This window comes from Chelativorans sp. AA-79 (assembly GCF_029457495.1).
Classification (GTDB): Bacteria; Pseudomonadota; Alphaproteobacteria; order Rhizobiales; family Rhizobiaceae; genus Chelativorans.
Genome location: NZ_CP120361.1, coordinates 2,166,432 through 2,192,642, shown reverse-complemented (window position 1 = coordinate 2,192,642; position 26,211 = coordinate 2,166,432). Strand labels below are relative to the sequence as shown.

Below are 26,211 nucleotides of genomic sequence, written 5' to 3'. Positions count from 1 at the left end.
TCCGCAAATCTCAACGCTGGCGATTGGCGAAAACGCCTCACGCGTTCGTCATCCTCGGGCTCGGAGGATCCATGCCTGAACAGCTCCACCAGCAAGACACATCAGGGTGTGGGGGAACGGCATGGGCTTTTCCGCCAGTCGCGTTCGGGATCTGCGGAGACCTCACCACTTCGTCCTCGGGCCAAGCCCGAGGATCCATGCCTGAACGGTTCCACCAGCGAGGTATGAGGAATATGAATCCCCTCGCGAGCGAACGCCCACAAGCAACTGAAAAGATGGAAATACCAGCCGGTCTGTAAGCCGGGTTCTGTATGGCCGCGCCGCCGAAGCGGCGCGACGTGACGGCCATTCCTCTGCGACCGATGTCGCCATCGGCCTCGTGCAACCTACCCGAACGGCTGGGCCGGAAAATGCCCTGAAGGTTGCCCTTCGCGCCGTTCCTATTCGGTCTTGCTCCCGGTGGGGTTTACCGTGCCGCTTCTGTTGCCAGAAGCGCGGTGGGCCCTTACCCCACCCTTTCACCCTTACCCCGCCGGTATTTCGGTTCCGTTTGCCGGATTGCGGCAAGCCGAGCCGAAATGCCGGCGGGGCGGTCTGCTTTCTGTGGCACTTTCCCTGGGGTCACCCCCGCCGGGCGTTACCCGGCACCGTATTTCCGTGGAGCCCGGACTTTCCTCACGCGCGGCCTTTCGGCGCTTGCGCGTGCGGCCGTCCGACCGGCTGGTGCCCCGTATAAAGGCATTCCCGAGGGAAAAGGCAATGGGGCCCGGTCATTTCCCCCCGATCAGGCGCTTCACCTTCTTGCAGTAGGCGGAAGAGATCGGATTCATGCGCTTGGCGGCATGACCGGCATTGTATTTGAGGATGGCCGAGCACGTGTTGCCGCCGCCGAGCTTGAACGCCTTGCCGAGATACTTCATGCCGTATTTGATATTGGTCTCGGGCTCGTACAGTCCCTTGGCCGATCCGCTGTAGCCCATCATGCGGGCCGTGGCGGGCTTTATCTGCATCAGGCCGATCTCCCCGGCGCTGCCGCGTGCCGAGGGACGGTAGTTGCTCTCCACCGAGATCACCGCGTGGGCGAGCACAACCGGCACGCCGTTTTCCGAGGCATAGCGGGAGATGATGGAATGGTAAGGACGTTCGGTGCCGCCCTTCTTGCCCGGCGCCTTCGTGGCGCCCGTCACCATCTTGTCCACGCCCATCTTGTCGAGATCGGCGCTCGCCGCGCCGGGCCCCAGGCTCGCCACTTCCGTTCCGTCCGCCTCCCCGGCCCGCAGCGCCCGCTTCAACGCGTCGCCCAAAGTGCTCGGCGTCGCTTCAGCATTTGCCGTCGCCAATTTTTCCCGGGAAGAAGCATCGTCTGCATGCGAGGCAATAGTCATCGCTCCGGCAGCAACGGCTGCCGCAATAAACACACTGATTTTCATAATTACCCGTTTGTTATTGCCGCCGTTTGGACTTTCGGCGGTTCATGGTTGCACTTCGCGGGGTTCGGTTGAACCACCCGCCCTCGATGGAAAGGCGTTTCGCAATCGAAGATGAACCAAAAAGGGCCGAGCCGATAAAAAAACATGACCGGCCGTAACATTTAAAGAAAAATCGCCTCAAACCCGCGTTTGCGGCAGGCTTGCGATCAGCGTTTCCAGCGTCTGGCGCGTGGAGGAATCAGCCGCGCCATCAATGCGCGCGGGGCGGAAGTGGCGCTGGAAAGCGGCAACCACCGTCTCCGTTCGAGCGTCATAGATCCCGGTGATTTCAACGCCGTAGCCATAGGCGGCCAAGCGGCGTTGCAATGCCGCGACGGCTTCGCCCCGGTTGCCCACCGCAAGCGCCTCCCCCTCCGCGATGGGTTCGGGCGCGACATAATGGCCGACGCCGTTATCGGCCAGCACTTTCCAGGGAAACTTTTCGCCCGGATCCACCTTGCGCCCGGGTGCCGTATCGGAATGCGCGAGCACTCTTTGCGGCAAGACCGCGTGGCGGCGGCAGATGTCACGGCAGAGCGCGATGACCCCCTCCACCTGCACCTGCGGAAAATCCCGGTAGCCGTACTGGTGACCCGGATTGACGATCTCGATGCCGATCGAGAAGGAGTTGACGTCGCTTTCGCCTTGCCAGGACCCGCTCCCCGCATGCCAGGCGCGGGCGGCCTCCGGCACCATCTGCACGATGCGCCCATCCTCATGGACGAGATAGTGCGAGGAGACCTCGCTGACGGGATTGCAGAGCCATTCCTCCGCGGCCGCACCGCTGCTCATGCCGGTATAATGCAGGATCAGTGCATCCGGTCTTCGTCCTCCCCGCCTTTCGCCGAAATTCGGCGACGGGCGGACGACCGCCCCAGAAAAATCGGGCGAAAAGCCCGTCATGCGGGAAGCCAGCCCTTCTCGATCTGCTCGAAGGCGGCATTGATGGCCGCAAGCCTGGCATTGGCGAGCGCGAGGAACTCCGCGGGCACGCCACGCGCGAGCAGCCGGTCGGGGTGGCTTTCCATCACGAGCTGGCGATAGCGCCGCTTGATCTCCGGGAAAGGCATTTCGGGATCGACGCCGAGAAGGATGTAAGGGTCCGCCTTGCCGCCGGCTGCATGGCGCGCCCTGATGGTGGCGAAGCGGCTTTCGCTGACGGAGAAGATCTCGGCCACGCGCGCCAGGAACGTGTCCTCCCGCTCGTGAAGCACCCCATCGGCCTTGGCGATGTGAAAGAGCCCGTCGAGGATGTCCTCGAGCATCGGGCAATTCGCGTGTCCCGAGCCGCACAGTCCCGCCATCTGGCCGGCATAGGCCTCGAAGCCCGCCACGTCCTTCTTGGCCAGGTCATAGAGGCGCATCACATTGCGCATCTCGCCCGGCGGGACGGAGAAGATCTCGTGGAAGGCTCGAATTTCGTTGGCTGTGACGATGCCGTCGGCCTTGGCCATCTTGGCGGAAAGCGCGATGATGGCGATGGAGAAGGCGACGCGCTTTCGCAACTGCGGGTCGCCCTGGAAAGCCGTTCGCACCGCCTCCACGAGCGTGGAGAGCGCACTGCAGGAGGTGCGGGCGAGGAGTTCGGAGATGCGGAGAAAGATCGACATTTGACCCGCATCTCTAAACCGATTTGGACCCGATTTCGAGATAGCTTTTTCGTCGCAGGGCGGAGATCGAGAAATTCCCGACCCATTCCGCGGCGGACGGGATGCCGCATGCGCAAAAGAGAAAGGCCGGGCACTCCCGGCCTTTCTGCTTCCCGAAGCCCGATCCGAGTCTTGCTCGATGATCGTTCCGCCGGCTGTGAGCCCGGCGGAGCTTCGTGGCACTTTCACGTGTCTACTGAGCGGTGCCGGTGTCGGCCCCGCCGCCAGCACCCGTATCGGCCGGCGGCGTTGCGGCCGGAGGTGTGGCCGGCGCGGTCTCCGGCGCCGTCTGCGTCGCATCGGGTTCCACGCTCTGCGTGGTGGTGTCGTCGGTATCGCCACAGGCGGCCAGCCCCAGAAGGGCAGCGCCGGATACGAGACCAATCAGAAGCTTGTTCATCGAGTTCTCCCTTTGCCTATGGAGCCCAGTTGGGCAGCCGCATCGGAAATGCATTGAAACGGCGGCGGTTTCCTCACATTGGATGACAGACTGTCATGGTTTGCGGACGTTTCGCGCGGCCGGAGCAGGGCCGCGCGACACCACCGGCATTCACCGGCCAAATAGGACATGCTGATAATATGTCGATAAATTATTGACGTCTTCACCGTGACGTGGTTGCTGCTACTCTGCTTCATCGGTGTGGAGAGGATGCATGACTTGCGGCAAATGGGATTTCTGGATCGATCGCGGCGGCACCTTCACGGACGTGATCGGCCGCGACCCGGAAGGCGGGCTGCACCAGCGCAAGCTCCTGTCGGAGAATCCGGAAGCCTATCGCGACGCCGGCATCCAGGGCATCCGCGACCTTCTGGGCGTAACCCCGCACGAGCGCATTCCCTCGGAGATGATCGGCGAGGTGAAGATGGGCACGACGGTGGCCACCAACGCGCTTCTGGAGCGTAAGGGCGACCGGGTGCTGCTTCTCATCACGAAGGGTTTCCGTGACGCGCTGAAGATCGCCTATCAGGCGCGACCGGACATCTTCGCCAAGGAGATCATCCTGCCCGAGCAGCTCTACGAGCGCGTCATCGAGGTGCCGGAGCGGGTGCGGGTCGACGGCGAAGTGGAGACGGAACTCGACCTGGAGGGCGTGCGGCACCAGATGGAGGCCGCACGGCATGACGGCATCGATGCGGCGGCCATCGTCTTCATGCATGCCTGGAAACATCCCGCGCACGAGCGAAAGGCGGCCGAACTCGCCCGCGCGATCGGCTTCACGCAGATTTCGACCAGCCACGAGATCTCGCCGCTGATCAAGCTCGTCGGGCGCGGCGACACCACCGTGGTGGACGCCTATCTCTCGCCGATCCTGGCGCGCTACGTGCAGCTGGTGGCCGGGGAGCTCGGAATCGAATCCGCCGATGCCGCCGGCCTGCCCCGCCTCAAATTCATGATGTCCTCGGGCGGGCTGACAGCGGCCGACATGTTCCAGGGCAAGGACGCGATCCTGTCGGGTCCGGCCGGCGGCGTGGTGGGCATGGTCGAAACGGCGCGCATCGCCGGCTTCGAAAAAGTGATCGGCTTCGACATGGGCGGCACGTCGACCGACGTCGCCCATTACGACGGCGCGTATGAGCGCGCTTTCGACACGGAGGTTGCCGGCGTGCGCATCCGCGCGCCGATGATGCGCATCCACACGGTGGCGGCGGGCGGCGGCTCGATCCTCCATTATGAGGACGGACGGCTGAAGGTGGGCCCGGATTCGGCCGGCGCCAATCCGGGCCCTGCCTGCTATCGCCGGGGCGGGCCGCTCGCCGTGACCGACGCCAATGTGATGCTGGGCAAGCTGCAGCCCGACTTCTTCCCCGCGATCTTCGGCCCGGAGCAGAACGAGGCCCTGGACGTCGGCATCGTGCGGGAACGCTTCGCCCAACTCGCCGAGAGGATCGGCGGCGGCCGCAGCGCGGAAGCGGTGGCGGAGGGCTTCATCACCATAGCCGTGGAGAATATGGCCAATGCGGTGAAGAAGATTTCCGTCCAGCGCGGCTATGACGTGACGCGGTATCTTCTCAATTGTTTCGGCGGCGCGGGCGGGCAGCATGCCTGCCTGGTGGCGGACGCGCTCGGTATGGAATCCGTGCTGATCCATCCCTTCTCGGGCCTGCTGTCGGCCTATGGCATTGGGCTTGCGACCGTCTCGGCCTCGCGCCAGAAGGCACTGATCAAACCGCTGTCGCAGGGCGCCCTGGGCGAGATCGATGCTATGGTCTCGCAACTCAAGGACGAGGTGGCGAAGGAGCTTCGCGATCAGGGCATCGAAGCAGGCTCGACGGAATGGCGCCTCCGGCTCGAAATCCGCTACGACGGCACGGACACCACGCTCTCCATCCCCTTCGACGACCGCTCGGTGGACGAGGCGAAGACGCGCTTCGAGGCCGCGCACAGGGCGCAGTTCGGCTTCGTCTATGACGACAAGCCCATGGTCGTGGAGGCGGTAAATGTGGAGGGCGTGGACGCCCGGTCCGCCGCACCGGAAGAGCCCGTCCTGCCCGTAAACGACAACGCGCCCTCGCCGCATGTCGCGCGGCAAATCTTCTGCGAGGGCGAGTGGCGGGATGCGGACGTGTTTTTCCGCTCCACGCTCTCGCCCGGCAACCGCATCGCAGGGCCGGCCCTCATCATCGAGGACAACCAGACGATCGTGGTGGAGCCCGGCTGGCAGGCCGAGATCACCGCGCGCGACCACGTGCTGATGCGCCGGGTGGAGAAGAAGCCGCGCCAGGCAGCGCTCGGCACCGAGGCGGACCCGGTGATGCTGGAGGTCTTCAACAACCTCTTCATGTCCATTGCCGAGCAGATGGGCGTGACGCTGCAGAACACCGCCTATTCGGTGAACATCAAGGAGCGGCTCGACTTCTCCTGCGCCGTGTTCGACCGCACCGGCGCGCTGGTGGCGAACGCCCCGCACATGCCGGTGCATCTCGGCTCCATGGACCGTTCGGTGGAGACCGTCATCCGGCTGAACGAGGGCGACATCCATCCGGGCGACGTCTTCGCGCTGAACGCGCCCTACAACGGCGGCACGCACCTGCCGGACATCACCGTCGTCACCCCGGTGTTCGACGATGAAGGCAAGACCATCCTGTTCTACACCGCCTCGCGCGGGCACCATGCCGATGTGGGCGGAACGGCACCCGGCTCCATGACGCCGCTCGCCACCACCGTGGACGAGGAAGGCGTGCTGTTCGACAATTTCCGTCTCGTGGAGCGCGGCCGGTTCCGCGAGAAGGAGCTCCAGGAGCTTCTCACCAACCACCCCTACCCCGCCCGCAACCCGCACCAAAACATCGCCGACCTGAAGGCGCAGATCGCCGCCAACGAAAGGGGCGTGGCGGAACTCAGGAAGATGGTGGCCGATTTCGGGCTCGACGTGGTCGAGGCCTATATGGGCCATGTGCAGGACAACGCGGCGGAAGCCGTGCGGCGTGTTCTGGAGCGCCTGCCGGACGAATCAGCCTCCGAATACCCCACCGACACCGGCCAGGCGATCAAGGTGAAGATCACCGTGGACCGGGAGAAACGCGAGGCGACGGTCGATTTCACAGGCACCTCGCCCGTGATGAAGAACAATTTCAACGCGCCGGAACCGGTGGCGCGCGCAGCCGTGCTCTACGCCTTCCGCGTGATGGTCGAGGGCTCCATCCCCATGAATGCCGGCTGCCTGCGGCCGATCAGGATCGTCATTCCCGAAGGCTGCATGCTGCGCCCCTCCTATCCGGCCGCCGTGGTGGCGGGCAACGTGGAGACCTCGCAGCATGTGACCAACGCGCTCTTCGCCGCCATGGGCGCGCTCGCCAATGCCCAGGGCACGATGAACAATCTCACCTTCGGCAACGAGACGTACCAATATTACGAGACCATCTGCTCCGGCTCGCCGGCCGGCCACATGAACGACGGCCGCGGCTTCGACGGCACGTCGGGCGTCCACACCCACATGACCAATTCGCGCCTGACGGACCCCGAGATCCTGGAGCTGCGCTTCCCCGTACTGCTCGAGGATTTCCACATCCGCGAGGGGTCCGGCGGCAAAGGCAAGTGGAATGCGGGCGACGGCACGAGGCGCACGCTCCGTTTCCTGGAAAGGATGGAATGCGCGATCCTTTCCTCCCACCGCAACGCGCCGCCCCGCGGCATCGCAGACGGTGGCGACGGGCAGGTCGGCAAGACCGAGGTGCGCCGCAAGGATGGACGCGTCGAGGTCCTGAAAGCCTGCGACCAGACGGTGATCGAGGCCGGTGAGGCCGTGATCGTGACGACGCCCACCGCGGGGGGATTTGGGCGCTGATTCACAGCGCCGTCACACAACGTCATACGGTCTTCAACCAACTGTCATCGACATGAGCTAGCCCCTTGGAAAGGTCCAAGGGGATTCTGCCATGACCGATCTTTCCGCCGATATCGGCCTTTCTTCGCGCCGTCATATCGGCAATGCCGTCTACCAGAACAGCATCCTGTCGAAGGATGGGCTTTCGGAGCGGCTGTTCGCGCTGCTCTTCTCCGGCCTCGTCTATCCGCAGATATGGGAAGACCCCGAGGTGGACATGGCGGCGATGGAACTGGGCGAAGGCCACCGGGTGGTGACGATCGCTTCCGGCGGCTGCAACATGCTGGCCTATCTCACGCGCTCGCCCGCCCGCATCGACGTGGTGGACCTCAACGCCGCCCATGTGGCGCTGAACCGGTTGAAGCTCGCGGCCTTCACCGCGCTTCCCAACTACGAGGACGTGCTGCGCTTTTTCGGAGAGCCCGGCCACAGCGCCAACGTGCCGGCCTATGACCGCTTCATCGCCGGCAAGCTCGACGCCCGCTCGCGCCGCTACTGGGAAGCGCGCGATCTCGTCGGTCGGCGGCGGATTTCCGCCTTCACACGTGATTTTTACAAGACCGGACTGCTCGGCTTCTTCATCGCCATGGGCCACCGCGTGGCAAAGCTTCACGGCATTGATCCCGCGGAGATCATGCAATCGGCCAATCTGCGCGAGCAGCGGCGCTTCTTCGAGGAGCGGCTCAAGCCCCTGTTCGACAAGCCGCTGGTCTGCTGGGCGACCTCGCGGAAAGCGTCGCTCTTCGGCCTGGGCATCCCGCCCGCGCAGTATGATGTCCTGCTTGGATCCGGCAACGGCACCATGGCCGAAGTGCTCTCGGCACGGCTGGAAAAGCTCACCTGCCACTTTCCGCTGAAGCAGAACTACTTCGCCTGGCAGGCCTTCGCCCGCCGCTATCCGCGCGAGGGCGAGGCGGAGTTGCCGGCATATCTCCAGCGCGGGAACTTCGCGACGATCCGCGCGAATGCCGGCCGCGCGCATATCCACCACGCCAACTTCATCGAGCTCCTCGCGGCCAAGCCTGCGGACAGCGTGGACCGCTTCGTCCTCCTCGACGCCCAGGACTGGATGAGCGACCAGCAGCTCAACACGCTCTGGACCGAGATCACCCGCACGGCGGCACCCGGCGCCCGCGTCATCTTCCGCACCGCGGCCCAGCCGACCCTGCTGACGGGGCGCCTGTCCGATGCCCTGCTCGGCCAGTGGCGCTATGAGTTCGCGCGCTCGCGCGAACTTTCCGCGCGCGACCGCTCGGCCATCTATGGCGGCTTTCACCTTTATGTGAAGAAAGACGCATGAGCGCGGCGGCCGACAGCCCCTCCCATGCACGCCTGATGGACGGCGTCTACCGCCGCCAGCGCCACTTCTACGACCTCACCCGCAAATTCTACCTACTCGGCCGCGATCGCCTGATCGACGGGCTCGCCGTGCCGCGCGGCGGGACAGTGCTGGAACTCGGCTGCGGCACGGGCCGCAACCTGGCGCTCGCGGCGGATCGCTACCCGAAGGCGCTCTTCCACGGTCTCGATATCTCAAGCGTGATGCTGGAAACGGCGCAGAAGCGGCTGCGCCGAGAGCATATCCACGACATTGTGCGGCTGGCTCAGGGCGACGCTTCCGATTTCAACGCGCGCGTGCTCTTCGGCCGCGAGCGCTTCGATCGTGTGTTCCTCTCCTATGCGCTTTCGATGATCCCACCCTGGGAACAGACCATCGCCGGGGCACTCGATTGCCTGGAGCCCGGCGGCTCGCTGCATATCGTGGATTTCGGGCGGCAGGAGCGCCTGCCCGGCGGGTTCCGCTACGGCCTGCGCCGATGGCTTGCCGCCTTCCATGTGAGCCCGCGTGATTCGCTGCGCGAAGTGCTTGAATCCGAATGCGAGAGGCGCGGCGCAACACTCTCATTCGACTCAGCATTTCGCGGTTACGCGGTGCATGCGGTGATGAGGGTGGCCTGAGTAGAAGGACCCGGAAAACCCCGGTTCACTTGTGCCGCAACGCGGGCGCTGATTCCGGCGAATTGCACGCTGTCCGATTTCCTTTAGGGTGGCCTTCTGGATTTGGAAACAGGAAGATTCCATGACTCGCGACGAGCTGTGTGAGATCTATCGCGGTTATATCGATTGCCTGAACGGGCAAGACTGGAACCGGCTCGGCCGGTTCGTTGATGACGCGGTGGAATACAATGGAACCCCCGTCGGACTGCCAGGCTATCGCGAAATGCTGGAAGGCGACTTTCGGGCAATTCCGGATCTCCGCTTCAGGATCGAGCTCCTGACTTCGGACCCTCCTCGCATTGCAAGCCGTCTGCATTTCGACTGCACGCCGCGCGGCATGCTGTTTGACCTTCCCGTCAACGGCAAACGCATCAAATTCGCAGAAAACGTGTTCTATGAATTTTCCGGCGGGCGAATTCGGAACGTGTGGTCGATCATCGACAAGGCAGCGATCGCGCAACAGATCTGAGATCTTCGACCGGCAGCAATGGACTCGAAGCAGTGGTCTGACGATTTCCTCAACTCATCGATCCCTGACCCCAGACCAGCCGCCCTCCTCCTCCGCGTCCAGCGCCTTCACCACCGCCTCCACCAGCGCCTGCGGCCTGTAGGCGAGCGTCCTGGGTGTCAGTCCCATGCGCACCACGACAAGCCGGCGCGAGGGGATGACCGTGATCGTCTGTCCGTCATGGCCGATCATCCAGTAAGCATCCTCCGGCAGGTCGAAGCCCGCGTCCGGATCGGGCATCGGGTAGAGCCCCACGCGCGGCCCGTGCAGCCAGATGCCGCGGCCGTATTCGCCGCCGGATGCTTCGGTGGGCGTGCGCATCCATTCGACCCAGCCCTCCGGCAGGATGCGCTGCCCCTTCCAGACCCCGTCCTGCAGGAGAAGCTGGCCGAAGCGCGCCCAGTCGCGCGTGGAAGCATAGAGATAGGAGGAGCCGACGAAGGTGCCGCGTGCATCCGTTTCGAAGACCGCCGTGTCCATTCCCAACGGGCCGAACAGAGCCTGACGAGGCCAGGCGAGCGCCTCCTCGGGATCGTCGAAGGCGTTCTGCCAGATGCGCGAGAGCATCACCCAGGTCCCGCTCGAATAGGTGAAGCGCTCGCCGGGCCGATAAAGCAGCGGCTGGTTGGCGGCAAAGGCGGCCATGTCCGGCTCCAGGAAGAGCATGCGCGTGACGTCGCTCACGCCGCCGTAATATTCATTGAAGGCAAGTCCGCTCTCCATACCGAGCAGATGCGCGACGGTGATCCTTGAACGGCTGTCGCCAGACCATTGGGGCAGAAGATTGCTCTGGTCGACCGAGAGCTTCCCCGCCTGTACGAGCGTGCCGATGATGGCGGCCGTCACCGTCTTCGTCATGGACCAGCCGAGTAGAGGCTGGTCGTATTGCTGCACGCCCGGTCCGAACCGCTCGCCGATGATGCGACCATCGCGCACGATGACGATGGCGCGCATGCCGGGGCCGGTCAAGGCGGGATCGTCCAGGACTTCCGTTATCGCCGGATTCTTCGACGCCTCCATGCGGATGCCGTCGGGCCACATTTCCATGTCCTTCGCCGGCGTGTCGGCGGGCGGGGACGGCATGACCGCGAGCAGGCGGAGCACTGCGGCCAGATCGCCGTCGGGAACCACCGTGCAGCCGGTTGGGCCCAGAAAGACGGCTTCCCCGTCGCCCATCGAGCCGAAAAGCCCGGTGCGCACGACGGCATGGGCGGCATCCACCCGCGCCCGCATGAGCCTCAGGAGCCGATTGCCGGGTGCCTGCACGTCGTCCTCCAGCACCTCTTCAGGGTCGCGGTTGGCGAGGTACACGTTTGAGCAGACGATCTTCGCGGCATAGTTGGAACCGACGCGGATCAGTTCCGGCGGTGCGATCCAGAGCCATGATACGGCCACAACCAAAGCGAGGATGACGAGTGCCGGAAACCACTTGGCGATGGAAAGAGCTCTTCGCATATCCTATCCCGCAAGAACAACGTCACGATAGCGATTCGTCTGCCCGGAGGCTCCCACTAACATGCGCCTGATGGCAATTTTGCTGGCGTCGCTCCTGCTCGCCGGCTGCTCCAGCGTAAGCTACGACTTCTCGGACGTGGTTTCCCCCACTTCCGCCCGCATGGCGGGCGGTCCGCGCTTCGCCGACAGTGACCCGCATGAATGGGATGGCCGCGCGCCCTGGCACTATCCCATCCACGGCACCGACGTCGCGAAGTACCAGCGCGAGGTCGACTGGCATGCCCTCAGACGAGGCGGCATCCACTTCGCCTTCATCAAGGCGACGGAAGGCGGCGACCGGGTGGACGAGATGTTCCACCGCAACTGGCATGGGGCCAAGGCGGCGGGCATTCCGCGCGGCGCCTATCATTTCTACTATTTCTGCCGACCGGCGATCGAGCAGGCGCGCTGGTTCATCCGGCACGTCCCGCGGGACAGGTCCGCCCTGCCGCCGGTGCTCGACATGGAGTGGAACCATCTCTCCCCCACCTGCAGACTGAGGCCGCCGGCAGAGACCGTGCGCGCCGAAATGCAGGTTTTTCTTGATACGGTTGAGAGCCATTACGGCAAGCGCCCTATTATCTACACATCTATCGACTTCTTCGACGAAAACGGCCTCTGGCGCTTCAAGGGCTATCCATTCTGGCTGCGCTCGGTCGCCGGCCATCCGGACGAGAAGTATGAAAACCATCCGTGGATATTTTGGCAGTATACGGGAACGGGGGTTCTGCCCGGGATCGAGGGAAATGCGGATATCAACGTGTTCCACGGCAGTGCCGAAGCATGGAAGGGCTGGCTCAAGGCCCATGCGAGCTGACGGTCCCGTTCGACCAAGGAGATAAGGATGCATCTGAGAACCACACTGGCAGGTCTCGTGCTGGCGCTGTCCCTGCCTTCGGCGGCGCTCGCCCAGCAGTGCGGCGGGGATTTTGCCGCCTGGCGCGCGGACTTCGCGGCGCAGGCGCAGGGCCGGGGTGTCGGCCCGGCCGGGCTTTCGGCCCTCGAAGGCGCCAGGCTCGACGACCGCGTGCTGGCCCGCGACCGCTCGCAAGGCGTCTTCACGCAGACGTTTCGTGAGTTCGCAAACCGCATGATCAGCCGCGACCGGCTGCAACGGGGCACGGCGAATCTGCAGAGATATGCCGACGTGTTCGACCGCGCGGAGCGCGAATACGGCGTACCCGGCCCGGTAATCGCCGCTTTCTGGGCGCTGGAAACGGATTTCGGCGCCGTGCTGGGCGATTTCGACACGCTCGACGCCCTGGCGACGCTGTCGCACGATTGCCGCCGGCCGGAACTCTTCCAGCCCGAGCTCCTCGCCTTCGTGAAGCTCGTGGACCAAGGCATCGTCTCGACCGACATCACCGGCGCCTGGGCGGGCGAGATCGGCCAGCTCCAGGTCCTGCCGAGCGATTATCTGGAGAAGGGCGTGGACGGGGATGGCGACGGCCGCGTCGACCTGAAGGGCAGCGCGCCCGACGCGATCCTGACGGCGGCGAACAAGATCAGCCAGCTCGGCTGGAAGCCCGGCGAGCCGTGGCTCGACGAGGTTCGCGTGCCGGAGAACCTGAACTGGGCCGAGACCGGGCGCATCAACAAGATCCCGCGCTCGCAATGGGCAGCAATGGGCGTCACGCGTGCCGACGGCAGCCCCCTGCCCGCGGACGGGCTGATGGCCGGGCTCGTGCTGCCGATGGGCCATAAGGGACCGGCTTTCCTCGCCTATGACAATTTCGACGTCTATCTCGAGTGGAACCAGTCGCTGATCTACACGCTGACGGCCGCGCATCTGGCCGCCCGCTTTGCCGGCGCGCCCGGCTTCGATCCGCGCAATCCCGAACAGGGCCTCGCCCCCGAGACGATGAAGGTGCTGCAGCAGAAACTCCAGGCCCGCGGCTACCATGTGGGCGAAGTGGACGGCATCCTCGGCTTCAACACGCGCGAGGCGGTCCGCCAGGAGCAGCTCAGGCTCGGCCTCCCCGCCGATGGCTGGCCGACGCCGGCGCTGTTGACGGCCCTGTGAAGCGAATAGGGAGTAGCGAGTAGGGTCCAACTTTCGCCCTACTCGCTGTTCGCTCGCTCAATCCGCCATCGTCTCCAGGCTCGCCAGACCTTCCGGCGCCGCACCTTCGTCGAAGGGCGTCTGCACCTCGACGAAGGTGTCGGGATAGAAGCCGTTGAAGCGGGTCCTGAGCGCCATGGAATAGGCGCCGATATGGCCGATCTCGATCCAGTCGCCGGTGTCCACCGTCTCCGGCAGCCAGAAGGGCCGAGAGAGGATATCGACCGAATCGCAGGTCGCCCCGCAGACGCGGAAAGGCACGATGTTCTCGGCCCTGCCGTTGCGGCTGCGGATGGCGGGATCAGGGATGAAGCGGGCGGGCAGCGTGATCTTGCCCGTCCATGAATCCGAAAGCGAAGCCCAGATGCCGTCGTTGATGTAGAGCCGCCTGCCCTTGCGCAGGAGCACGCGCACAAGCAGCGAAAAGGCGCGCGCCACGATCACCCGGCCGGGCTCGGCCACCAGCGGCAGCGTGTCGAACCCCCACTCGGCGATATCGGCCCGCAGCCGCGCCATGAGTTCGTCGAGCGAGGGCATTTCCCGCTTCCGGCGGTTGGGATCATGGCCATACTCGGCCGGGAAGCCGCCGCCCACATCGAGAGCGGCGAGCGGCAGGCCCGCCCTGCCCCGCACCCAGTCCGCCGAGGCCAGCGCCCGCTCGTAGGTGTCCGGGTCCTCGATCTGGCTGCCCACATGGAAGCAGATGCCGACCTTGTAGCCGTTGCGGTGAAGCCGCTGCAGCAGTTGCACCGCTTGAGCTGCCCCGGCACCGAACTTCTTGGACAGTTCGTAGGCGGCGTGGCCCTTGGTCTGGATGCGCACGAAGACGGTGAGCGTGCCAGGATCGATGTCGAGCGCGCGCACGACGCGCGTGAGCTTCGTCACTTCGTCCTCGTGGTCCACGGCGATCACGCGGATGCCGTAGCCTTCGAGCGCCAGGCGGATGTCCGACTGCGCCTTGACCGGGTGCATGTAGAGCATCTCGGCGGACGGCGCCACGGCGCGCACGGCGGCGAACTCCGCCGGCGACGCCACGTCGAAGGCGGTCACGCCGGCCTCGGCCAGCGTCTTGAGCACGAGCGGCTCGCCGTTGGTCTTCACCGCATAGGCCGTCTTGCCGGGGAACATGGCCATGAAGCGCCGCGCGTCCGCCTTCAGAACGTCCGGACGGAAGCAATAGACGGATTCGTCGGGGCGCATGTTCAAGGCGACGTCGCGGGCGGTCTCGAATCGCTGCATGGCGAACCTCCGTGCGTGGGAAACTAGTCCGCGGCGGTCGCCAGGGAAACCGCCGCCGCGCGTTCCGCCAGAAAAACTCGCGCTTTGTGCCAGGAGCACGAAACGGGTGGCGCATCCGGCAAGCGATGTTAAGGAAGGCCGACAGGAGCGTTTCATGGCCGTCAGCGCAAGCACCGTCCAGGCCCGGCAGATCTCGATGCGGGATTGGGCGCTCATCGTCCTGCTCGGCGCCATCTGGGGCGGCTCCTTCTTCTTCGCCCGCATCGCCGTGGCGGAGATACCGCCCTTCAACCTGGTGATGTTCCGGGTGGTGATCGCCGCCCTGGTGCTTCAGCTTTGGCTGGCGTTCCGGGGACCGGGCTTCAGCCTCGCCTTTCCGATGGCGGGCAGCTTCTTTATCCTGGCGATCCTCAACAACGTGATCCCCTTCTCGCTGATGTTCCTGGGGCAGACCGAGCTCGGCGCGGGGCTCGCCTCCGTCCTGAACGCGACGACGCCCTTCTGGACGGCGATCCTCGCCAACATGCTGACGGCGGACGAGAAGCTCTCGCGCGCGAAGGTCACAGGCATCCTCTGCGGCATCGCCGGCACGGCGGTGATGATCGGCCCGGGGCTTCTGACCGGGCTGGGCGGACCGATCTGGGCCAAATTCGCCCTGGTGGGCACCGCCCTCTCCTACGCCTTCGCCTTCATCTTCGCCCGCCGCTTCCGCGACATCCCGCCGCCGGTGGTGGCAACCGGCCAGCTCACGGCTTCTTCCGTCATCATGGTCCCGCTGGTGCTTCTCCTGCACGGGCCCGCCGGCCTGTTTTCGGCAAGCGCCCATGTCTGGGCGGCCGTCCTTGCGCTTGCCGTACTCGCCACGTCTTTCGCCTATATCATCTATTTCCGCATCATCGCCTCGGCCGGCGCCACCAATGCCTCGCTTGTGACGCTGATCGTGCCCGTAAGCGCCATCCTGCTCGGCACAGCCTTTCTCGGCGAGCGGCTGGAAGCCTTTGAGATCGCTGGAATCTTCCTGATCGGCACCGGCCTCGCCATCATTGACGGCCGCGTGTTCAGGCGTCGCTGAAGCCGTTCACCTTCATTAAGGACGGACGCAAGATCACCGTCGTAAATATATTGTGAAACCGGCCGCTTTCCGCTGGGAAATCAAGCGCAAAGGCGGCAGGCTTGGAATCTTATTTCACATATTTGCTGCACTGCAACAAATAATCCTCTTGGCAACGGATTATTAATTTCTAGAATCCGGTCCTCCAGTCAGCAGAGGAGGCTTTGCTTATGGGACTGACACGGCCACTCAACGCGCTCGTGATTTGTGCGGCTTTCGCATTCGTCGGTGCGCTCATCATGGGGGTCCTGCCGTAAGCAGCTTTAAAGCCACGAAGAGCCAAAGCTGAACAAACAGGAAGGCCGGGTGAAAACTCGGCCTTTCTCATTCAGGCGGCAGCCCGCCGGGCCTGTGTCCGTTCCACGGGGCGGATGCCGATCAGATGGCAGATCGCGAAGGAGAGATCTGCCCGATTCATCGTATAGAAATGGAAATCGTTGACGCCCCGCTCGACGAGATCGAGCACCTGTTCGGCAGCCACCGCCGCCGCCACGAGCTGATGCGTGACGGGATCGGCTTCGAGGCCCTCGAAGCGCTCGGCGAGCCAGGCCGGCACATGCGTGCCGCAACGGCCGGCGAAGCGCACCATCTGGGTGAAGCTGTGAATCGGCAGGATGCCGGGCACGATGGGCACGTAAATGCCCGCGCGCCGCACCCGCTCCACATAGCGCTCGTAGACGTCGTTATCGAAGAAGAACTGCGTGATGGCTCGCGTGGCGCCGTTGTCCACCTTGCGCTTCAGCATCTCGATGTCGGTTGCGAAGTCCGGGCTTTCGGGATGCTTCTCCGGATAGGCCGAGACGGAAATATCGAAATCGCCGTGGCGGGCAAGCGCGCCGACGAGCTCCGCGCCGTTCGTATAGCCGTTGGGATGGGGCATATAGGCCGCGCCGGCCCCTTCCACCGGATCGCCGCGCAGGGCCACGAAGCGCTTCACGCCCATGGCCGCGAATTCGGAGATGACGGCATCCACCTCCTCGCGGTCGGCATCCACGCAGGTGAGATGCGCCGCCGGGGTGAGATCCGTCTCGCGCAGGATGCGCCGCACCGTCTGCGACGTGCGCTCGCGCGTCGAGCCTCCGGCGCCGTAGGTGACCGAGACAAAGTCGGGCTTGAGCGGAACGAGCCGCTCCACCGTCTCCCACAGCTTCCCCGCCATTTCGTCGGTCTTGGGCGGAAAGAATTCGAAGGAAACGCGGATCTTGCCGCCCGCATCGGGCCGCCGCGCGAATCGGTAGTTCGTCATCACGCCATCTCCCTGCGTGCGGAATTCTCTTCGGCCGCGACGGCGACCCGCCGGTCGCGCGCAAGCCACAGCTTCACGGTCAGCCCCTCGCCCGCCTCGGCCTCGGGCGCGAAGCTGCGCGTCTCTTCCAGATCGAGTTCGGCTTCGGCCAGCCATTCGGCGATCTGCCGGTCGGCGAAGCCGAGACGCAGATGCGCATGCTCCTCGCGCAGGAACTCATGCCCGTGCGGCGCGAAATCGGCGATGACCAGCCGACCGCCAGGCCTGAGCAGACGCGCGGCCTCGCGGATCGCGGCGGCCGGATCCTCGAGATAATGCAGGACCTGATGGATGGTCACGAGGTCGTGCGCGTCCCGCTCGACGGGCGGCGCATAGATATCGCCCTGGCGCACCTGCGCGCTGGCGATCTCTGCCCGCTCCAGATTGGCGCGCGCCACCGCGAGCATGTCCCGCGAAAGGTCGACGCCGACGCCGCGGCGGTAGAGTGGGGAGAAGAGCTCCAGGAGCCGGCCGGTACCGGTGCCGAGATCGACCATAGACTGGAAGGGCCGATCCCCGACGAGCGCCTTCAGGCCGGCCTCCACGGCAGCATCCGGCACGTGAAGCGACCGGATCTGGTCCCAGCTCGCGGCGTTCTTGGAGAAATACTCCGCCGCCCTCTCCTGCCGCCGGCGCTTGATGCCCTCGAGGCGCTCGAGATCGCGGTCGGTGACGGGGTCTGTGCGGTCGATGCGCGCCACCACCCCATCGATGAATTCCCGCGCCGCTTCCGTATCGGAAAGACGGAAGAAGGCCCAGGAGCCCTCCTGATAGCGGGCGATGAGATCCGCATCGAGCAGGAGCTTCAGATGGCGGGAGACGCGCGGCTGCGACTGGTTGAGGATCTCCGTGAGATCGGAGACGGTGAGGTCGGCATAGGAAAGCAGCACGAGAATGCGCAGCCGGCTCGGCTCCGCCGCCGCCTTCAGGATGTCGACCATCACGTCGAGCCGGATTCTCGCCCGTGTCAGCATGCGCCTCACTCCAGAAAGATATAAAGATATGTTTATATCGATAGAAGCCATTTGGCAAGTGGCTTGCGAAAGGCGGTGCTGGTAACTAACCACCCTTCACTCGACGCATCGGCAGGAAAGGTGAGCCGTGAAAGCACCAACCACACGCAGGCGCGCCGTAGACAAGGCGCTCACGGCGCTGCTGCCGCAAGCGCCCTATTCCGACACGGAGGCAATCCGGACGCTTGCCAATGACCGCAAGCTGCGCTCACTGCCCGCTTCGGTGACGGTGTGGCTTGCGACGGTCGCACATGTTCGCCACGTCCACAGCGATTACGACCAGCTTTTGGCCGAGGGTTACGATCGGGATGCGGCGCGTTTTTTCGTGGTCGACCAGATCAACGACGTGCTGACGCACTGGCGCGCAACGCGCCTGCTGGACCCTGACGAGGACGAGGGCGAATTCACCGCCGGCACGATCGATGGCGGGCCGCCTGATTGATTGTTCGGCCCGGCCGCGATGGCCTGGCCGTCACATCATCCTCAGCAGCGCGCCGCCGATGGAATAACCCGCGCCGAAGGCGCAGAGCAGGCCGAACTGGCCGGGCTCCATGTCCTCGTGGTTTTCGGCGAGCGCGATGACGGCGCCCGCGGCGGCCGTGTTGCCGAGCCGCTCCAGCACGGTCGGCGCACGGTCCTGCCCCACCTCCTCCCCGAAGGCGAGCTTGAGGATCATCGCATTCATGCGGGCATTGGCCTGGTGCAGCCAGAACCGGCGCATGGTGTGCGGCGTGTGGCCGTACTCGGCCAGGAACTCGACGATGAACTGATGGCCGGCGACCGTGACCTCCTTGAAGACCTTGTTGCCGATCTGCTTGATGAGTTGCCCCTCCATCGCGAGATTGTAGGGGTCTTCCTGGGCAAGGCGGCTCATGAAGCCGAAATTGGTGCGGATATTGCTGGAGAACTGCGTCCAGAGGCGGGTGTCGACGACCTCGAAGCGGCCGGGATAGTGACTGCCCTGATCCATCGCCTCCACGACGAAGGCCACCGCCGCGTCGCCGAAGATGAAATGCGTCTGCCGGTCGCGGAAATTCAGGTGGGCGGTGATCAGCTCCGGCGTGACCACGAGGATGCGGCGGTGCGCTCCCGCACGCACGAGATTGGCGGCCATATGCAGTCCCGCGAGCGCCGAGGAGCAGCCGAGCCCCATGTCGAAAGCGGCCCCTTCCGCCCCCAGCGCCTGCTGGATCTCGATGGCGATCGCCGGATAGGGCCGCTGGTGATGGGCGGCCGAGCAGATGACGAGATCGATATCGCGCGGCGAAGCCTTGGCATGCGCCAGCGCCTTGCGGGCGGCCTTGAGCCCGAACTCGGCCATCACCGAGAGCTCGCCATCGCCGCGCGCGGGTATGACGGGGGCCATGCGGGCCGGATCGAGGATGCCCTCCCGCTCATAGACGTGACGCCGACGGATGCCGGACGCATGCACGATGAAATCCGCGCTCGAGCCGGGCAGCGGCTCCTCTCCGCGCTCGGCGCGGCCCATGTTCTCGGCCCCGACCCAGCGATTGAACGCGTCGACCAGTTCCTCGTTGGAAATCGAGGCTTCCGGGATTTCCACGCCGAGACCCGCGAGGCAGATGCGGTCGGACAGCTCCCGTGACCGGGCCGGCGCGAAGTCCTCTGCGCCGCGCTCACCTATCCGGCGTAGCATCATCGATCTGCCTTGTTGCGCATGCGAGCCGGAGCCACTATGGCTCCATCCTCCCTCCGATACTATGTTCGGCAGAGGAAGGGAATGCGGATAAGCTATATTTGCCGGCTTTGCGGCACGCCAGGCTTACTTATCCCCTAACGCCCGTCCAGCACCCGTGTGAGCGCGCGCGCCACATCCTCCGAGGTGTAAGGCTTCTGCAGCATGGGGCGCCCGTGCCATTCGGCCGGAATTCCCGTCTGGTCGTAGCCGGTCGCGAAGATGATGGGCATCCGGCCTTCGAGGCGGTGGGCGAGCGGGAAGACCTGTCGCCCACCGACATTGACGTCGAGGATCGCGACGTCGGCGGCAAGCTCGCCGCCGATCATCGCCTCGGCCCGGTCGAACCGCATCGCTGGGCCGACGATCAAGCAGCCGAGATCCTCGAGGATCATCTCCAGGTTCATCGCCACCAGCGCCTCGTCCTCCACAATGAAGATGCGCAGCCCATCGAAATTGTTCGGATCGGAAGACATTGTTTCAGGTTACCCGGGGGAAAAGGGGGCAGGAGTCGCGGCAAGGCGCATAGCGGCAGGGGACCATGTCTCTGACCGGTGCAGGAGTTGAATCATGGACATGGTCCCCGCTCATGTTTCATCAAACGCGGAGAACGCCTTTTGGTTTCCTGCGCTCTCTGCCGAATACCGACGCTCCCCTGCTCCCGTCGGCTAGCGCGTCAGCGGTTTATAGGTGACACGCTTCGGATTGACGCTGTCCGGCCCCAGCCGGCGCACCTTGTCCGCCTCATATTCCTCGAAATTGCCTTCGAACCATTCGACATGGCTGTCGCCCTCGAAGGCCAGGATGTGGGTGGCCAGCCGGTCGAGGAACATGCGGTCGTGGGAGATGATGACGGCGCAGCCCGGGAAAGCCTCCAGCGCATCCTCCAGCGCCGCCAGCGTCTCGGTGTCGAGGTCGTTGGTGGGCTCGTCGAGCAGGATCACGTTGCCGCCGTCCTTGAGCAGCTTGGCGAGATGCACGCGGTTGCGCTGGCCGCCCGAAAGCGTGCCGACCTTCTGCTGCTGGTCGCCGCCCTTGAAATTGAAGGAGGAGCAGTAGGCGCGGGAATTCACCTCGTGCCGGCCGAGCTTGATGACGTCGTTGCCGCCGGAGATCTCCTCCCACACGCTCTTGTTGGGATCGAGCGTGTCGCGGCTCTGGTCGACATAGCCGAGCTTCACCGTGTCGCCGATGCGGATCGACCCGCCGTCGGGCTCCTCCTGGCCGGTGAGCATGCGAAAGAGCGTCGTCTTGCCCGCGCCGTTGGGACCGATCACGCCGACGATGCCGCCGGGGGGAAGCATGAAGCTCAGATCGTCGATGAGAAGCCGATCGCCGTAGCCCTTGGTGAGCCCTTCGGCCTCGATCACCACCTGGCCCAGCCGCTCTCCGGCCGGGATGATGATCTGCGCCTCTCCGGGGCGGCGGTCGTTCGCAGCCGTCACCAGTTCGTCATAGGCGCGGATACGGGCCTTCGACTTGGCCTGTCTGGCCTTGGGGCTTGCCGCGATCCATTCGCGCTCGCGCGAGAGCGCCTTGAGGCGCGCGGCCTCTTCGCGGCCCTCCTGCTCCATGCGCTTGGCCTTCTTTTCCAGATAGGCGGTGTAGTTGCCTTCATAGGGAATGCCGCGCCCGCGATCGAGCTCCAGGATCCAGCCGGTGACGTTGTCGAGGAAGTAGCGGTCGTGGGTGATGATCATCACCGCGCCCGGATATTCGCGCAGGTGCTTTTCAAGCCAGGCGGTCGTCTCGGCGTCGAGATGGTTGGTGGGCTCGTCGAGGAGAAGCAGGTCGGGCTGGCGCAGCAGGAGCTGGCACAGCGCCACGCGGCGCTTCTCGCCGCCTGAAAGCTTCGTCACGTCCGCATCGGGTGGCGGGCAGCGCAGCGCCTCCATGGCCATCTCAACCTGGGAATCGAGGTCCCAGAGGTTCTGGCTGTCGATCTGGTCCTGCAGCTTCGCCGCTTCGTCTGCCGTCTCGTCCGAGTAGTTCATCATGAGCTCGTTGTAGCGGTCGAGAATGGCCTTCTTGGCGGCCACGCCCTCCATAACATTGCCCATGACGTCGAGCGCCGGGTCGAGTTGCGGCTCCTGTGGGAGGTAGCCGACGGTGGCGCCTTCGGCGAGCCAGGCCTCGCCGGTGAACTCCTTGTCCAGACCGGCCATGATGCGAAGCACGGTGGACTTGCCGGCGCCGTTGGGGCCGAGAATGCCGATCTTGGCATCCGGATAGAAGGACAGGTGAACGTTCTCGAGAACCTTCTTGGCTCCGTAGACCTTGCCGAGGCCGGCCATGTGGTAGATGAATTGGCGTGCCATGGGGGCGGGACTGCTCCGTGGTGTTGGGGGTGAGAGCGAATAGGGAGTAGCGAATAGGGATCAGGCGGGCGTCCGGAACCGCGTATTTCCCCTACTCGCTATTCGCTACTCCCTATTCGCTTTTTTCGCCGCGTATGTAGGCCAAACATGCCCAGGGGGCAACGTGGCATTCGAGATCGGGACGACACTGAGGACGCCGACCGGCGCGACGCTCCGCCTTTATGCGGAGCACACGCAGGATGCGCCGCGCGGCATTGTGCAGATCAATCACGGCCTGGCCGAGCACGCCGGGCGCTATGCCCGCTTCGCCCGCTTTCTCGCTGGGCACGGATTTCACGCCTACGCCCACGACCACCGCGGCCACGGGCACACCACGGCCCCAGGCGCGGCGTTCGGCTCCTTCGGGCCGGAGCCCGCGGCGAAGAATGTGCTGGCCGATGTGCTCGCCATCCATGACCACATCACGGCGGAGCACCCGGGCCTGCCGGTGATCCTCTTCGGCCACTCCATGGGCGCCATGATCGCGCTCGCCTTCCTTGCGCGCCATCCGGACCGCCTCCGGGCCGCCGCCCTCTGGAACATGCCGCTCGCCACGAGGACCGAAGCCCGCGCGGCCAGGGCGCTCCTTGCGTGGGAGCGCTTCCGGCTCGGCTCCGACGTGCCTTCGCGCCTGATGCCGCTGCTCACCTTCCGCGCCTGGGCGAAGGCGGTTCCGGATGCGCGCACGCCTTTCGACTGGCTGTCGCGCGACCGGGAGGAGGTGGAAAGCTACATCGCCGACCCGCTCTGCGGCTGGGACGCCACGGTGGGCATGTGGCGGGAGATATTCGATTTCAACCTGATGGACACGGACGATCGCGCGCTCGCGGCCATTCCCGCCACCTTGCCGATCCAGCTCGTCGGTGGCGGTGCCGATCCCGCCACCGCGGGCGGGATCGCGCTCAGGAAGCTTGAAATGCGCCTACGACGACTGCGCATTTCGAATCTGGAAACAAGGATTTATCCCGAAACCCGACACGAATCTCTCAACGAGGTGAACAGAAGCGAGATCATGCGCGATTTCGTGACCTGGGCCAGCAAAGCGCTCCGCTGAGGATCATTCGTGCCGTGTGGCGCGGCATGCCGGCATCTGCTAGGCAGCACCGTATATTCGAGGGAAGGGCACACCGGTCCATGGCAGAACCGCCGCTCAAAGGCATTCGCGTCGTCGAGCTCGCACGCATCCTGGCCGGCCCCTGGGCGGGGCAGATGCTCGCCGATCTCGGCGCCGACGTGATCAAGGTGGAAAACCCCGACGGCGGCGACGACACGCGCGAATGGGGACCTCCGTTCGTCACGGGTGCGGACGGCGACAACCTCTCGGCCGCCTATTTCCACGCCTGCAACCGCGGAAAGCGCTCCGTTGCGCTCGATTTCAGCCGGGAGAAGGACCGTGCTGTCCTCCTGAAACTGATCGCCTCGGCCGACGTGCTGATCGAGAATTTCAAGCTCGGCGGCCTGAAAAAATACGGACTCGACTACGAGAGCCTGACGGCGGTCAATCCGCGCCTCGTCTATTGCTCGATCACCGGCTTCGGCCAGGACGGCCCCTACGCGCCGCGCGCGGGCTATGACTTCATCATCCAGGGCATGTCCGGCCTGATGTCGATCACCGGCCCCGCCGACGGCGAGCCGCAGAAGGTGGGGGTGGCCGTCACCGATATCTTCACCGGCCTCTACTCGGTGATCGCCATCCAGGCCGCACTCCGCCACGCGGACAAGACCGGCGAAGGCCAGTTCATCGACATGGCGCTCTTCGACACGCAGATCGCCGTGCTCGCCAATCAGAATCTGAATTTCCTGGTCTCGGGCGTCGCGCCCGGCCGCATGGGCAACGCCCACCCCAATATCTGCCCCTATGAGGTGTTCGAGGTGGAAGACGGGCATTTCATCCTGGCGGTCGGGAACGACGGGCAGTTCAAGCGCTTCTGTGCCGTGATCGGGCGTGAGGACCTGTCCGCAAGCCCGGACTTCGCCACCAATGCCGCCCGCGTCGCCAACCGCATCAGGCTGCGCGAGGAGATCGCGCCGCGGCTGAAGACCTTCGCTCGCGACAAGCTCCTTGCAAAGCTGGAGGAAGCGGGCGTGCCCGCAAGCCCGATCAACACCATCGCCGACATGTTCGCGGACCCGCAGACGATCGCCCGTGGCATGCGGCTCGACCTGAAGGACGGGCAAGGCAACGTGCTTCCCTCCGTGCGTTCACCTATGGTTCTATCCGAAACGCCGCTCGCCTATTCGCGCCCGAGCCCGCGGCTGGGCGAGCATACGGAAGAGATATTGCAGGAATTGGGAGAGGCCGAATGAAGACCGGCGGACAGCTCATCGTCGAGGCCTTGGAGGCCAACGGTGTCGACCGGCTCTATTGCGTGCCCGGTGAAAGCTATCTCGCCGTGCTCGACACCCTCCACGATTCAGAGATCCGCACCATCGTCTGCCGGCAGGAAGGGGGTGCTGCCATGATGGCTGACTGCCACGGCAGGCTCACGGGCCGCCCGGGCATCTGCTTCGTCACGCGCGGCCCCGGCGCCACCAATGCCTCGGCGGGCGTCCACATCGCCCGCCAGGATTCCGTGCCGATGATCCTCTTCATCGGCCAGGTGGCAAGCCACGCCCGCGAGCGCGAGGCCTTCCAGGAGGTGGACTACCGCGCCTTCTACGGCCCGATGGCCAAGTGGGCGACGGAAATCGACGACCCGGCGCGCATCCCGGAGATCGTCACGCGGGCCTTCGCGGTTGCGACTTCCGGCCGGCCAGGCCCGGTCGTGATCTCTCTTCCGGAGGATATGCTGACGAGCGAGGCGGACGCGCCCGCCGCCCTGCCCTATACGCCCGTGGAGACCCGGCCCGGCCATCACGAGATGCAGAAGCTGCGAGAGCTTCTGGACACGGCCATGCGCCCCTTCGTCATCCTCGGTGGCACGCGCTGGGACGAAGCCTCCGTCTCGGCCTTCCAGAAGGCGGCGGAGCGTTGGGCGCTTCCGGTCGGCGTCTCCTTCCGCCGCCAGATGCTCTTCGACCACCTCCATCCCTGCTATGCGGGGGACATCGGCATCGGCCCAAACCCGAAGCTTGCGGAGGCGGTCAAGACCGCCGATCTCGTGCTGCTCGTCGGCGGACGTTTTGGGGAGATTCCGTCTTCAGACTACACGCTTCTGAAGAGCCCCTACCCCGACCAGAAGCTGGTGCATGTACACCCCGACCCGGACGAACTCGGCCGCGTCTATCGCCCGACGCTCGCCATCAACGCCACGCCGGCAAGCTTCGCCACGGCCTTCGCGGAGCTCGATCCCGGCGCCACGCCCGACTGGGCGGACGAGACGACGCGGCTGCACGGCGCCTATCGCGCCTGGTCGACGCCGCCCGCCACCGGCCCCGGCCCGGTGCAGATGGGGCCGATCTGGACCCATCTCGAAAGCGTGCTGCCGGAAGATGCGATCCTGACCAATGGCGCGGGCAACTACGCCACCTGGATCCACCGCTTCCACCGCTTCCGCCGCTATGCCACGCAAGGAGCTCCCACCTCGGGCTCCATGGGATACGGCACGCCGGCCGCGGTGGCGGCGAAGGACCTCTTCCCCGACCGTCTCGTCGTGGCCTTCGCCGGCGACGGCTGCTTCCTCATGAACGGGCAGGAATTCGCCACCGCCGTGCAATACGGCCTGCCCGTCATCGTGATCGTCGTCAACAACGGCACCTACGGCACCATCCGCATGCACCAGGAGCGCGAATATCCCGGCCGCGTCTCTAGCACGGACCTGAGAAACCCCGACTTCGCCGCCTTGGCCCGCGCCTATGGCGGGCACGGGGAGACGGTGGAGAAGACCGAGGACTTCGCCCCGGCCTTCGAGCGCGCGCGGGAAAGCGGCAAGCCGGCCATCATCGAGGTGAAGCTCGACCCGGAAGCGATCACCCCGACGAGGACGCTGACGGAGATCAGGGAGGGGCGGTAGGCCTGGCGGTAGCTATCGCCGCATTCTGGACATTTGACGCGAGCCGATGATC

At 65.1% G+C, this 26,211-nt stretch carries 22 protein-coding genes and 1 other RNA gene; 11 read left to right on the top strand and 12 right to left on the bottom strand.

Annotation, left to right across the window (positions count from 1 at the left end; translation table 11 throughout):
* Positions 1-280: 280 nt before the first annotated feature.
* The 5 genes from rnpB to PVE73_RS10570 form a co-directional block, all read right to left on the bottom strand.
* An RNA gene (rnpB, locus tag PVE73_RS10590) (RNase P RNA component class A) lies at positions 281-724 on the bottom strand.
* Between the two features lie 46 nt (positions 725-770).
* On the bottom strand, positions 771-1,430 hold the full coding sequence (locus PVE73_RS10585) for a transglycosylase SLT domain-containing protein (protein ID WP_277366902.1): 660 nt from the start codon (positions 1,428-1,430) through the stop codon (positions 771-773).
* 177 nt (positions 1,431-1,607) lie between these two features.
* Positions 1,608-2,372: an N-acetylmuramoyl-L-alanine amidase gene (locus PVE73_RS10580; protein WP_277366901.1), complete on the bottom strand. Its 765-nt coding sequence runs from the start codon at positions 2,370-2,372 to the stop codon at positions 1,608-1,610.
* Positions 2,369-3,079, bottom strand: coding sequence for a DnaJ family molecular chaperone (locus PVE73_RS10575; RefSeq protein WP_277366900.1), 711 nt, complete (start codon positions 3,077-3,079; stop codon positions 2,369-2,371). Before PVE73_RS10575 ends, PVE73_RS10580 begins: the two co-directional genes overlap by 4 nt.
* A 232-nt stretch (positions 3,080-3,311) precedes the next feature.
* Positions 3,312-3,518: a hypothetical protein gene (locus PVE73_RS10570; RefSeq protein WP_277366899.1), complete on the bottom strand. Its 207-nt coding sequence runs from the start codon at positions 3,516-3,518 to the stop codon at positions 3,312-3,314.
* Between the two features lie 253 nt (positions 3,519-3,771).
* Here PVE73_RS10570 and PVE73_RS10565 point away from each other — a divergent pair, with 253 nt between their 5' ends.
* From PVE73_RS10565 to PVE73_RS10550, 4 genes are all read left to right on the top strand, one after another.
* A complete protein-coding gene (locus PVE73_RS10565; RefSeq protein WP_277366898.1) occupies positions 3,772-7,404 on the top strand; it encodes a hydantoinase B/oxoprolinase family protein in 3,633 nt (1,210 codons plus the stop codon).
* A gap of 91 nt (positions 7,405-7,495) precedes the next feature.
* Positions 7,496-8,743 (top strand): DUF3419 family protein, encoded by a 1,248-nt coding sequence (locus PVE73_RS10560; protein WP_277366897.1) that lies wholly within the window; start codon positions 7,496-7,498, stop codon positions 8,741-8,743.
* Positions 8,740-9,402 (top strand): class I SAM-dependent methyltransferase, encoded by a 663-nt coding sequence (locus PVE73_RS10555; protein ID WP_277366896.1) that lies wholly within the window; start codon positions 8,740-8,742, stop codon positions 9,400-9,402. The genes PVE73_RS10560 and PVE73_RS10555 overlap by 4 nt, the downstream gene beginning before the upstream one ends.
* A 121-nt stretch (positions 9,403-9,523) precedes the next feature.
* The gene (locus tag PVE73_RS10550) at positions 9,524-9,910 is read left to right on the top strand and encodes an ester cyclase (protein WP_277366895.1); all 387 of its coding nucleotides are present in this window, start codon (positions 9,524-9,526) and stop codon (positions 9,908-9,910) included.
* Between the two features lie 54 nt (positions 9,911-9,964).
* Here the strand turns inward: PVE73_RS10550 and PVE73_RS10545 are convergent, their stop codons facing one another.
* The gene (locus tag PVE73_RS10545) at positions 9,965-11,404 is read right to left on the bottom strand and encodes a serine hydrolase (RefSeq protein WP_277366894.1); all 1,440 of its coding nucleotides are present in this window, start codon (positions 11,402-11,404) and stop codon (positions 9,965-9,967) included.
* 61 nt (positions 11,405-11,465) lie between these two features.
* On the opposite strand from PVE73_RS10545, the gene PVE73_RS10540 reads away from it, so the two are divergent.
* Complete coding sequence (locus PVE73_RS10540) at positions 11,466-12,260, top strand: GH25 family lysozyme (RefSeq protein WP_277366893.1); 795 nt, start codon at positions 11,466-11,468, stop codon at positions 12,258-12,260.
* Positions 12,261-12,287: 27 nt separating this feature from the next.
* Positions 12,288-13,466: a lytic murein transglycosylase gene (locus tag PVE73_RS10535; RefSeq protein ID WP_277366892.1), complete on the top strand. Its 1,179-nt coding sequence runs from the start codon at positions 12,288-12,290 to the stop codon at positions 13,464-13,466.
* Between the two features lie 57 nt (positions 13,467-13,523).
* On the opposite strand, the gene PVE73_RS10530 is transcribed toward PVE73_RS10535, so the two are convergent.
* Positions 13,524-14,744: an alanine racemase gene (locus PVE73_RS10530; protein WP_277366891.1), complete on the bottom strand. Its 1,221-nt coding sequence runs from the start codon at positions 14,742-14,744 to the stop codon at positions 13,524-13,526.
* Between the two features lie 154 nt (positions 14,745-14,898).
* Here PVE73_RS10530 and PVE73_RS10525 point away from each other — a divergent pair, with 154 nt between their 5' ends.
* Complete coding sequence (locus PVE73_RS10525) at positions 14,899-15,816, top strand: DMT family transporter (protein WP_277366890.1); 918 nt, start codon at positions 14,899-14,901, stop codon at positions 15,814-15,816.
* Between the two features lie 367 nt (positions 15,817-16,183).
* Here PVE73_RS10525 and metF read toward each other — a convergent pair whose 3' ends face one another.
* Both metF and PVE73_RS10515 read right to left on the bottom strand, forming a co-directional pair.
* The gene (metF, locus tag PVE73_RS10520; protein WP_277366889.1) at positions 16,184-17,101 is read right to left on the bottom strand and encodes a methylenetetrahydrofolate reductase [NAD(P)H]; all 918 of its coding nucleotides are present in this window, start codon (positions 17,099-17,101) and stop codon (positions 16,184-16,186) included.
* Positions 17,101-18,114, bottom strand: coding sequence for a metalloregulator ArsR/SmtB family transcription factor (locus PVE73_RS10515; RefSeq protein WP_277366888.1), 1,014 nt, complete (start codon positions 18,112-18,114; stop codon positions 17,101-17,103). The genes metF and PVE73_RS10515 overlap by 1 nt, the downstream gene beginning before the upstream one ends.
* Positions 18,115-18,241: 127 nt before the next feature.
* On the opposite strand from PVE73_RS10515, the gene PVE73_RS10510 reads away from it, so the two are divergent.
* Complete coding sequence (locus PVE73_RS10510; protein WP_277366887.1) at positions 18,242-18,595, top strand: DUF2293 domain-containing protein; 354 nt, start codon at positions 18,242-18,244, stop codon at positions 18,593-18,595.
* 30 nt (positions 18,596-18,625) lie between these two features.
* On the opposite strand, the gene PVE73_RS10505 is transcribed toward PVE73_RS10510, so the two are convergent.
* The 3 genes from PVE73_RS10505 to ettA all read right to left on the bottom strand — a co-directional run bounded on the left by PVE73_RS10505 (position 18,626) and on the right by ettA (position 22,167).
* Complete coding sequence (locus PVE73_RS10505) at positions 18,626-19,810, bottom strand: beta-ketoacyl-ACP synthase III (RefSeq protein ID WP_277366886.1); 1,185 nt, start codon at positions 19,808-19,810, stop codon at positions 18,626-18,628.
* A gap of 137 nt (positions 19,811-19,947) precedes the next feature.
* Positions 19,948-20,325 carry a response regulator gene (locus PVE73_RS10500; protein WP_277366885.1) on the bottom strand — a complete coding sequence of 126 codons (378 nt, stop codon included), beginning with the start codon at positions 20,323-20,325 and terminating at the stop codon, positions 19,948-19,950.
* Between the two features lie 192 nt (positions 20,326-20,517).
* On the bottom strand, positions 20,518-22,167 hold the full coding sequence (gene ettA / locus PVE73_RS10495; RefSeq protein WP_277366884.1) for an energy-dependent translational throttle protein EttA: 1,650 nt from the start codon (positions 22,165-22,167) through the stop codon (positions 20,518-20,520).
* Positions 22,168-22,330: 163 nt separating this feature from the next.
* Between ettA and PVE73_RS10490 the strand changes: the two genes are divergently transcribed.
* The 3 genes from PVE73_RS10490 (at position 22,331) to PVE73_RS10480 (ending at position 26,159) form a co-directional block, all read left to right on the top strand.
* Positions 22,331-23,260 (top strand): alpha/beta hydrolase, encoded by a 930-nt coding sequence (locus PVE73_RS10490; protein ID WP_277366883.1) that lies wholly within the window; start codon positions 22,331-22,333, stop codon positions 23,258-23,260.
* A gap of 80 nt (positions 23,261-23,340) precedes the next feature.
* Positions 23,341-24,513, top strand: coding sequence for a CaiB/BaiF CoA-transferase family protein (locus PVE73_RS10485; RefSeq protein WP_277366882.1), 1,173 nt, complete (start codon positions 23,341-23,343; stop codon positions 24,511-24,513).
* Positions 24,510-26,159, top strand: coding sequence for a thiamine pyrophosphate-binding protein (locus PVE73_RS10480; RefSeq protein ID WP_277366881.1), 1,650 nt, complete (start codon positions 24,510-24,512; stop codon positions 26,157-26,159). Before PVE73_RS10485 ends, PVE73_RS10480 begins: the two co-directional genes overlap by 4 nt.
* The last annotated feature ends 52 nt before the right edge of the window (positions 26,160-26,211 follow it).

Excerpts from the sequence above, each read along its gene's own strand:
- PVE73_RS10585 (WP_277366902.1), bottom strand. The coding sequence starts at position 1,430 with ATGAAAATCAGTGTGTTTATTGCGGCAGCCGTTGCTGCCGGAGCGATG.
- PVE73_RS10570 (WP_277366899.1), bottom strand. The coding sequence starts at position 3,518 with ATGAACAAGCTTCTGATTGGTCTCGTATCCGGCGCTGCCCTTCTGGGG.
- PVE73_RS10515 (WP_277366888.1), bottom strand. The coding sequence starts at position 18,114 with ATGCTGACACGGGCGAGAATCCGGCTCGACGTGATGGTCGACATCCTG.
- PVE73_RS10560 (WP_277366897.1), top strand. The coding sequence starts at position 7,496 with ATGACCGATCTTTCCGCCGATATCGGCCTTTCTTCGCGCCGTCATATC.
- PVE73_RS10485 (WP_277366882.1), top strand. The coding sequence starts at position 23,341 with ATGGCAGAACCGCCGCTCAAAGGCATTCGCGTCGTCGAGCTCGCACGC.
- PVE73_RS10530 (WP_277366891.1), bottom strand. The coding sequence starts at position 14,744 with ATGCAGCGATTCGAGACCGCCCGCGACGTCGCCTTGAACATGCGCCCC.
- PVE73_RS10480 (WP_277366881.1), top strand. The coding sequence starts at position 24,510 with ATGAAGACCGGCGGACAGCTCATCGTCGAGGCCTTGGAGGCCAACGGT.
- PVE73_RS10565 (WP_277366898.1), top strand. The coding sequence starts at position 3,772 with ATGACTTGCGGCAAATGGGATTTCTGGATCGATCGCGGCGGCACCTTC.
- metF (WP_277366889.1), bottom strand. The coding sequence starts at position 17,101 with ATGACGAACTACCGATTCGCGCGGCGGCCCGATGCGGGCGGCAAGATC.
- PVE73_RS10535 (WP_277366892.1), top strand. The coding sequence starts at position 12,288 with ATGCATCTGAGAACCACACTGGCAGGTCTCGTGCTGGCGCTGTCCCTG.
- PVE73_RS10575 (WP_277366900.1), bottom strand. The coding sequence starts at position 3,079 with ATGTCGATCTTTCTCCGCATCTCCGAACTCCTCGCCCGCACCTCCTGC.
- PVE73_RS10525 (WP_277366890.1), top strand. The coding sequence starts at position 14,899 with ATGGCCGTCAGCGCAAGCACCGTCCAGGCCCGGCAGATCTCGATGCGG.
- ettA (WP_277366884.1), bottom strand. The coding sequence starts at position 22,167 with ATGGCACGCCAATTCATCTACCACATGGCCGGCCTCGGCAAGGTCTAC.
- PVE73_RS10545 (WP_277366894.1), bottom strand. The coding sequence starts at position 11,404 with ATGCGAAGAGCTCTTTCCATCGCCAAGTGGTTTCCGGCACTCGTCATC.
- PVE73_RS10540 (WP_277366893.1), top strand. The coding sequence starts at position 11,466 with ATGCGCCTGATGGCAATTTTGCTGGCGTCGCTCCTGCTCGCCGGCTGC.
- PVE73_RS10500 (WP_277366885.1), bottom strand. The coding sequence starts at position 20,325 with ATGTCTTCCGATCCGAACAATTTCGATGGGCTGCGCATCTTCATTGTG.
- PVE73_RS10580 (WP_277366901.1), bottom strand. The coding sequence starts at position 2,372 with ATGACGGGCTTTTCGCCCGATTTTTCTGGGGCGGTCGTCCGCCCGTCG.
- PVE73_RS10505 (WP_277366886.1), bottom strand. The coding sequence starts at position 19,810 with ATGCTACGCCGGATAGGTGAGCGCGGCGCAGAGGACTTCGCGCCGGCC.
- PVE73_RS10555 (WP_277366896.1), top strand. The coding sequence starts at position 8,740 with ATGAGCGCGGCGGCCGACAGCCCCTCCCATGCACGCCTGATGGACGGC.
- PVE73_RS10550 (WP_277366895.1), top strand. The coding sequence starts at position 9,524 with ATGACTCGCGACGAGCTGTGTGAGATCTATCGCGGTTATATCGATTGC.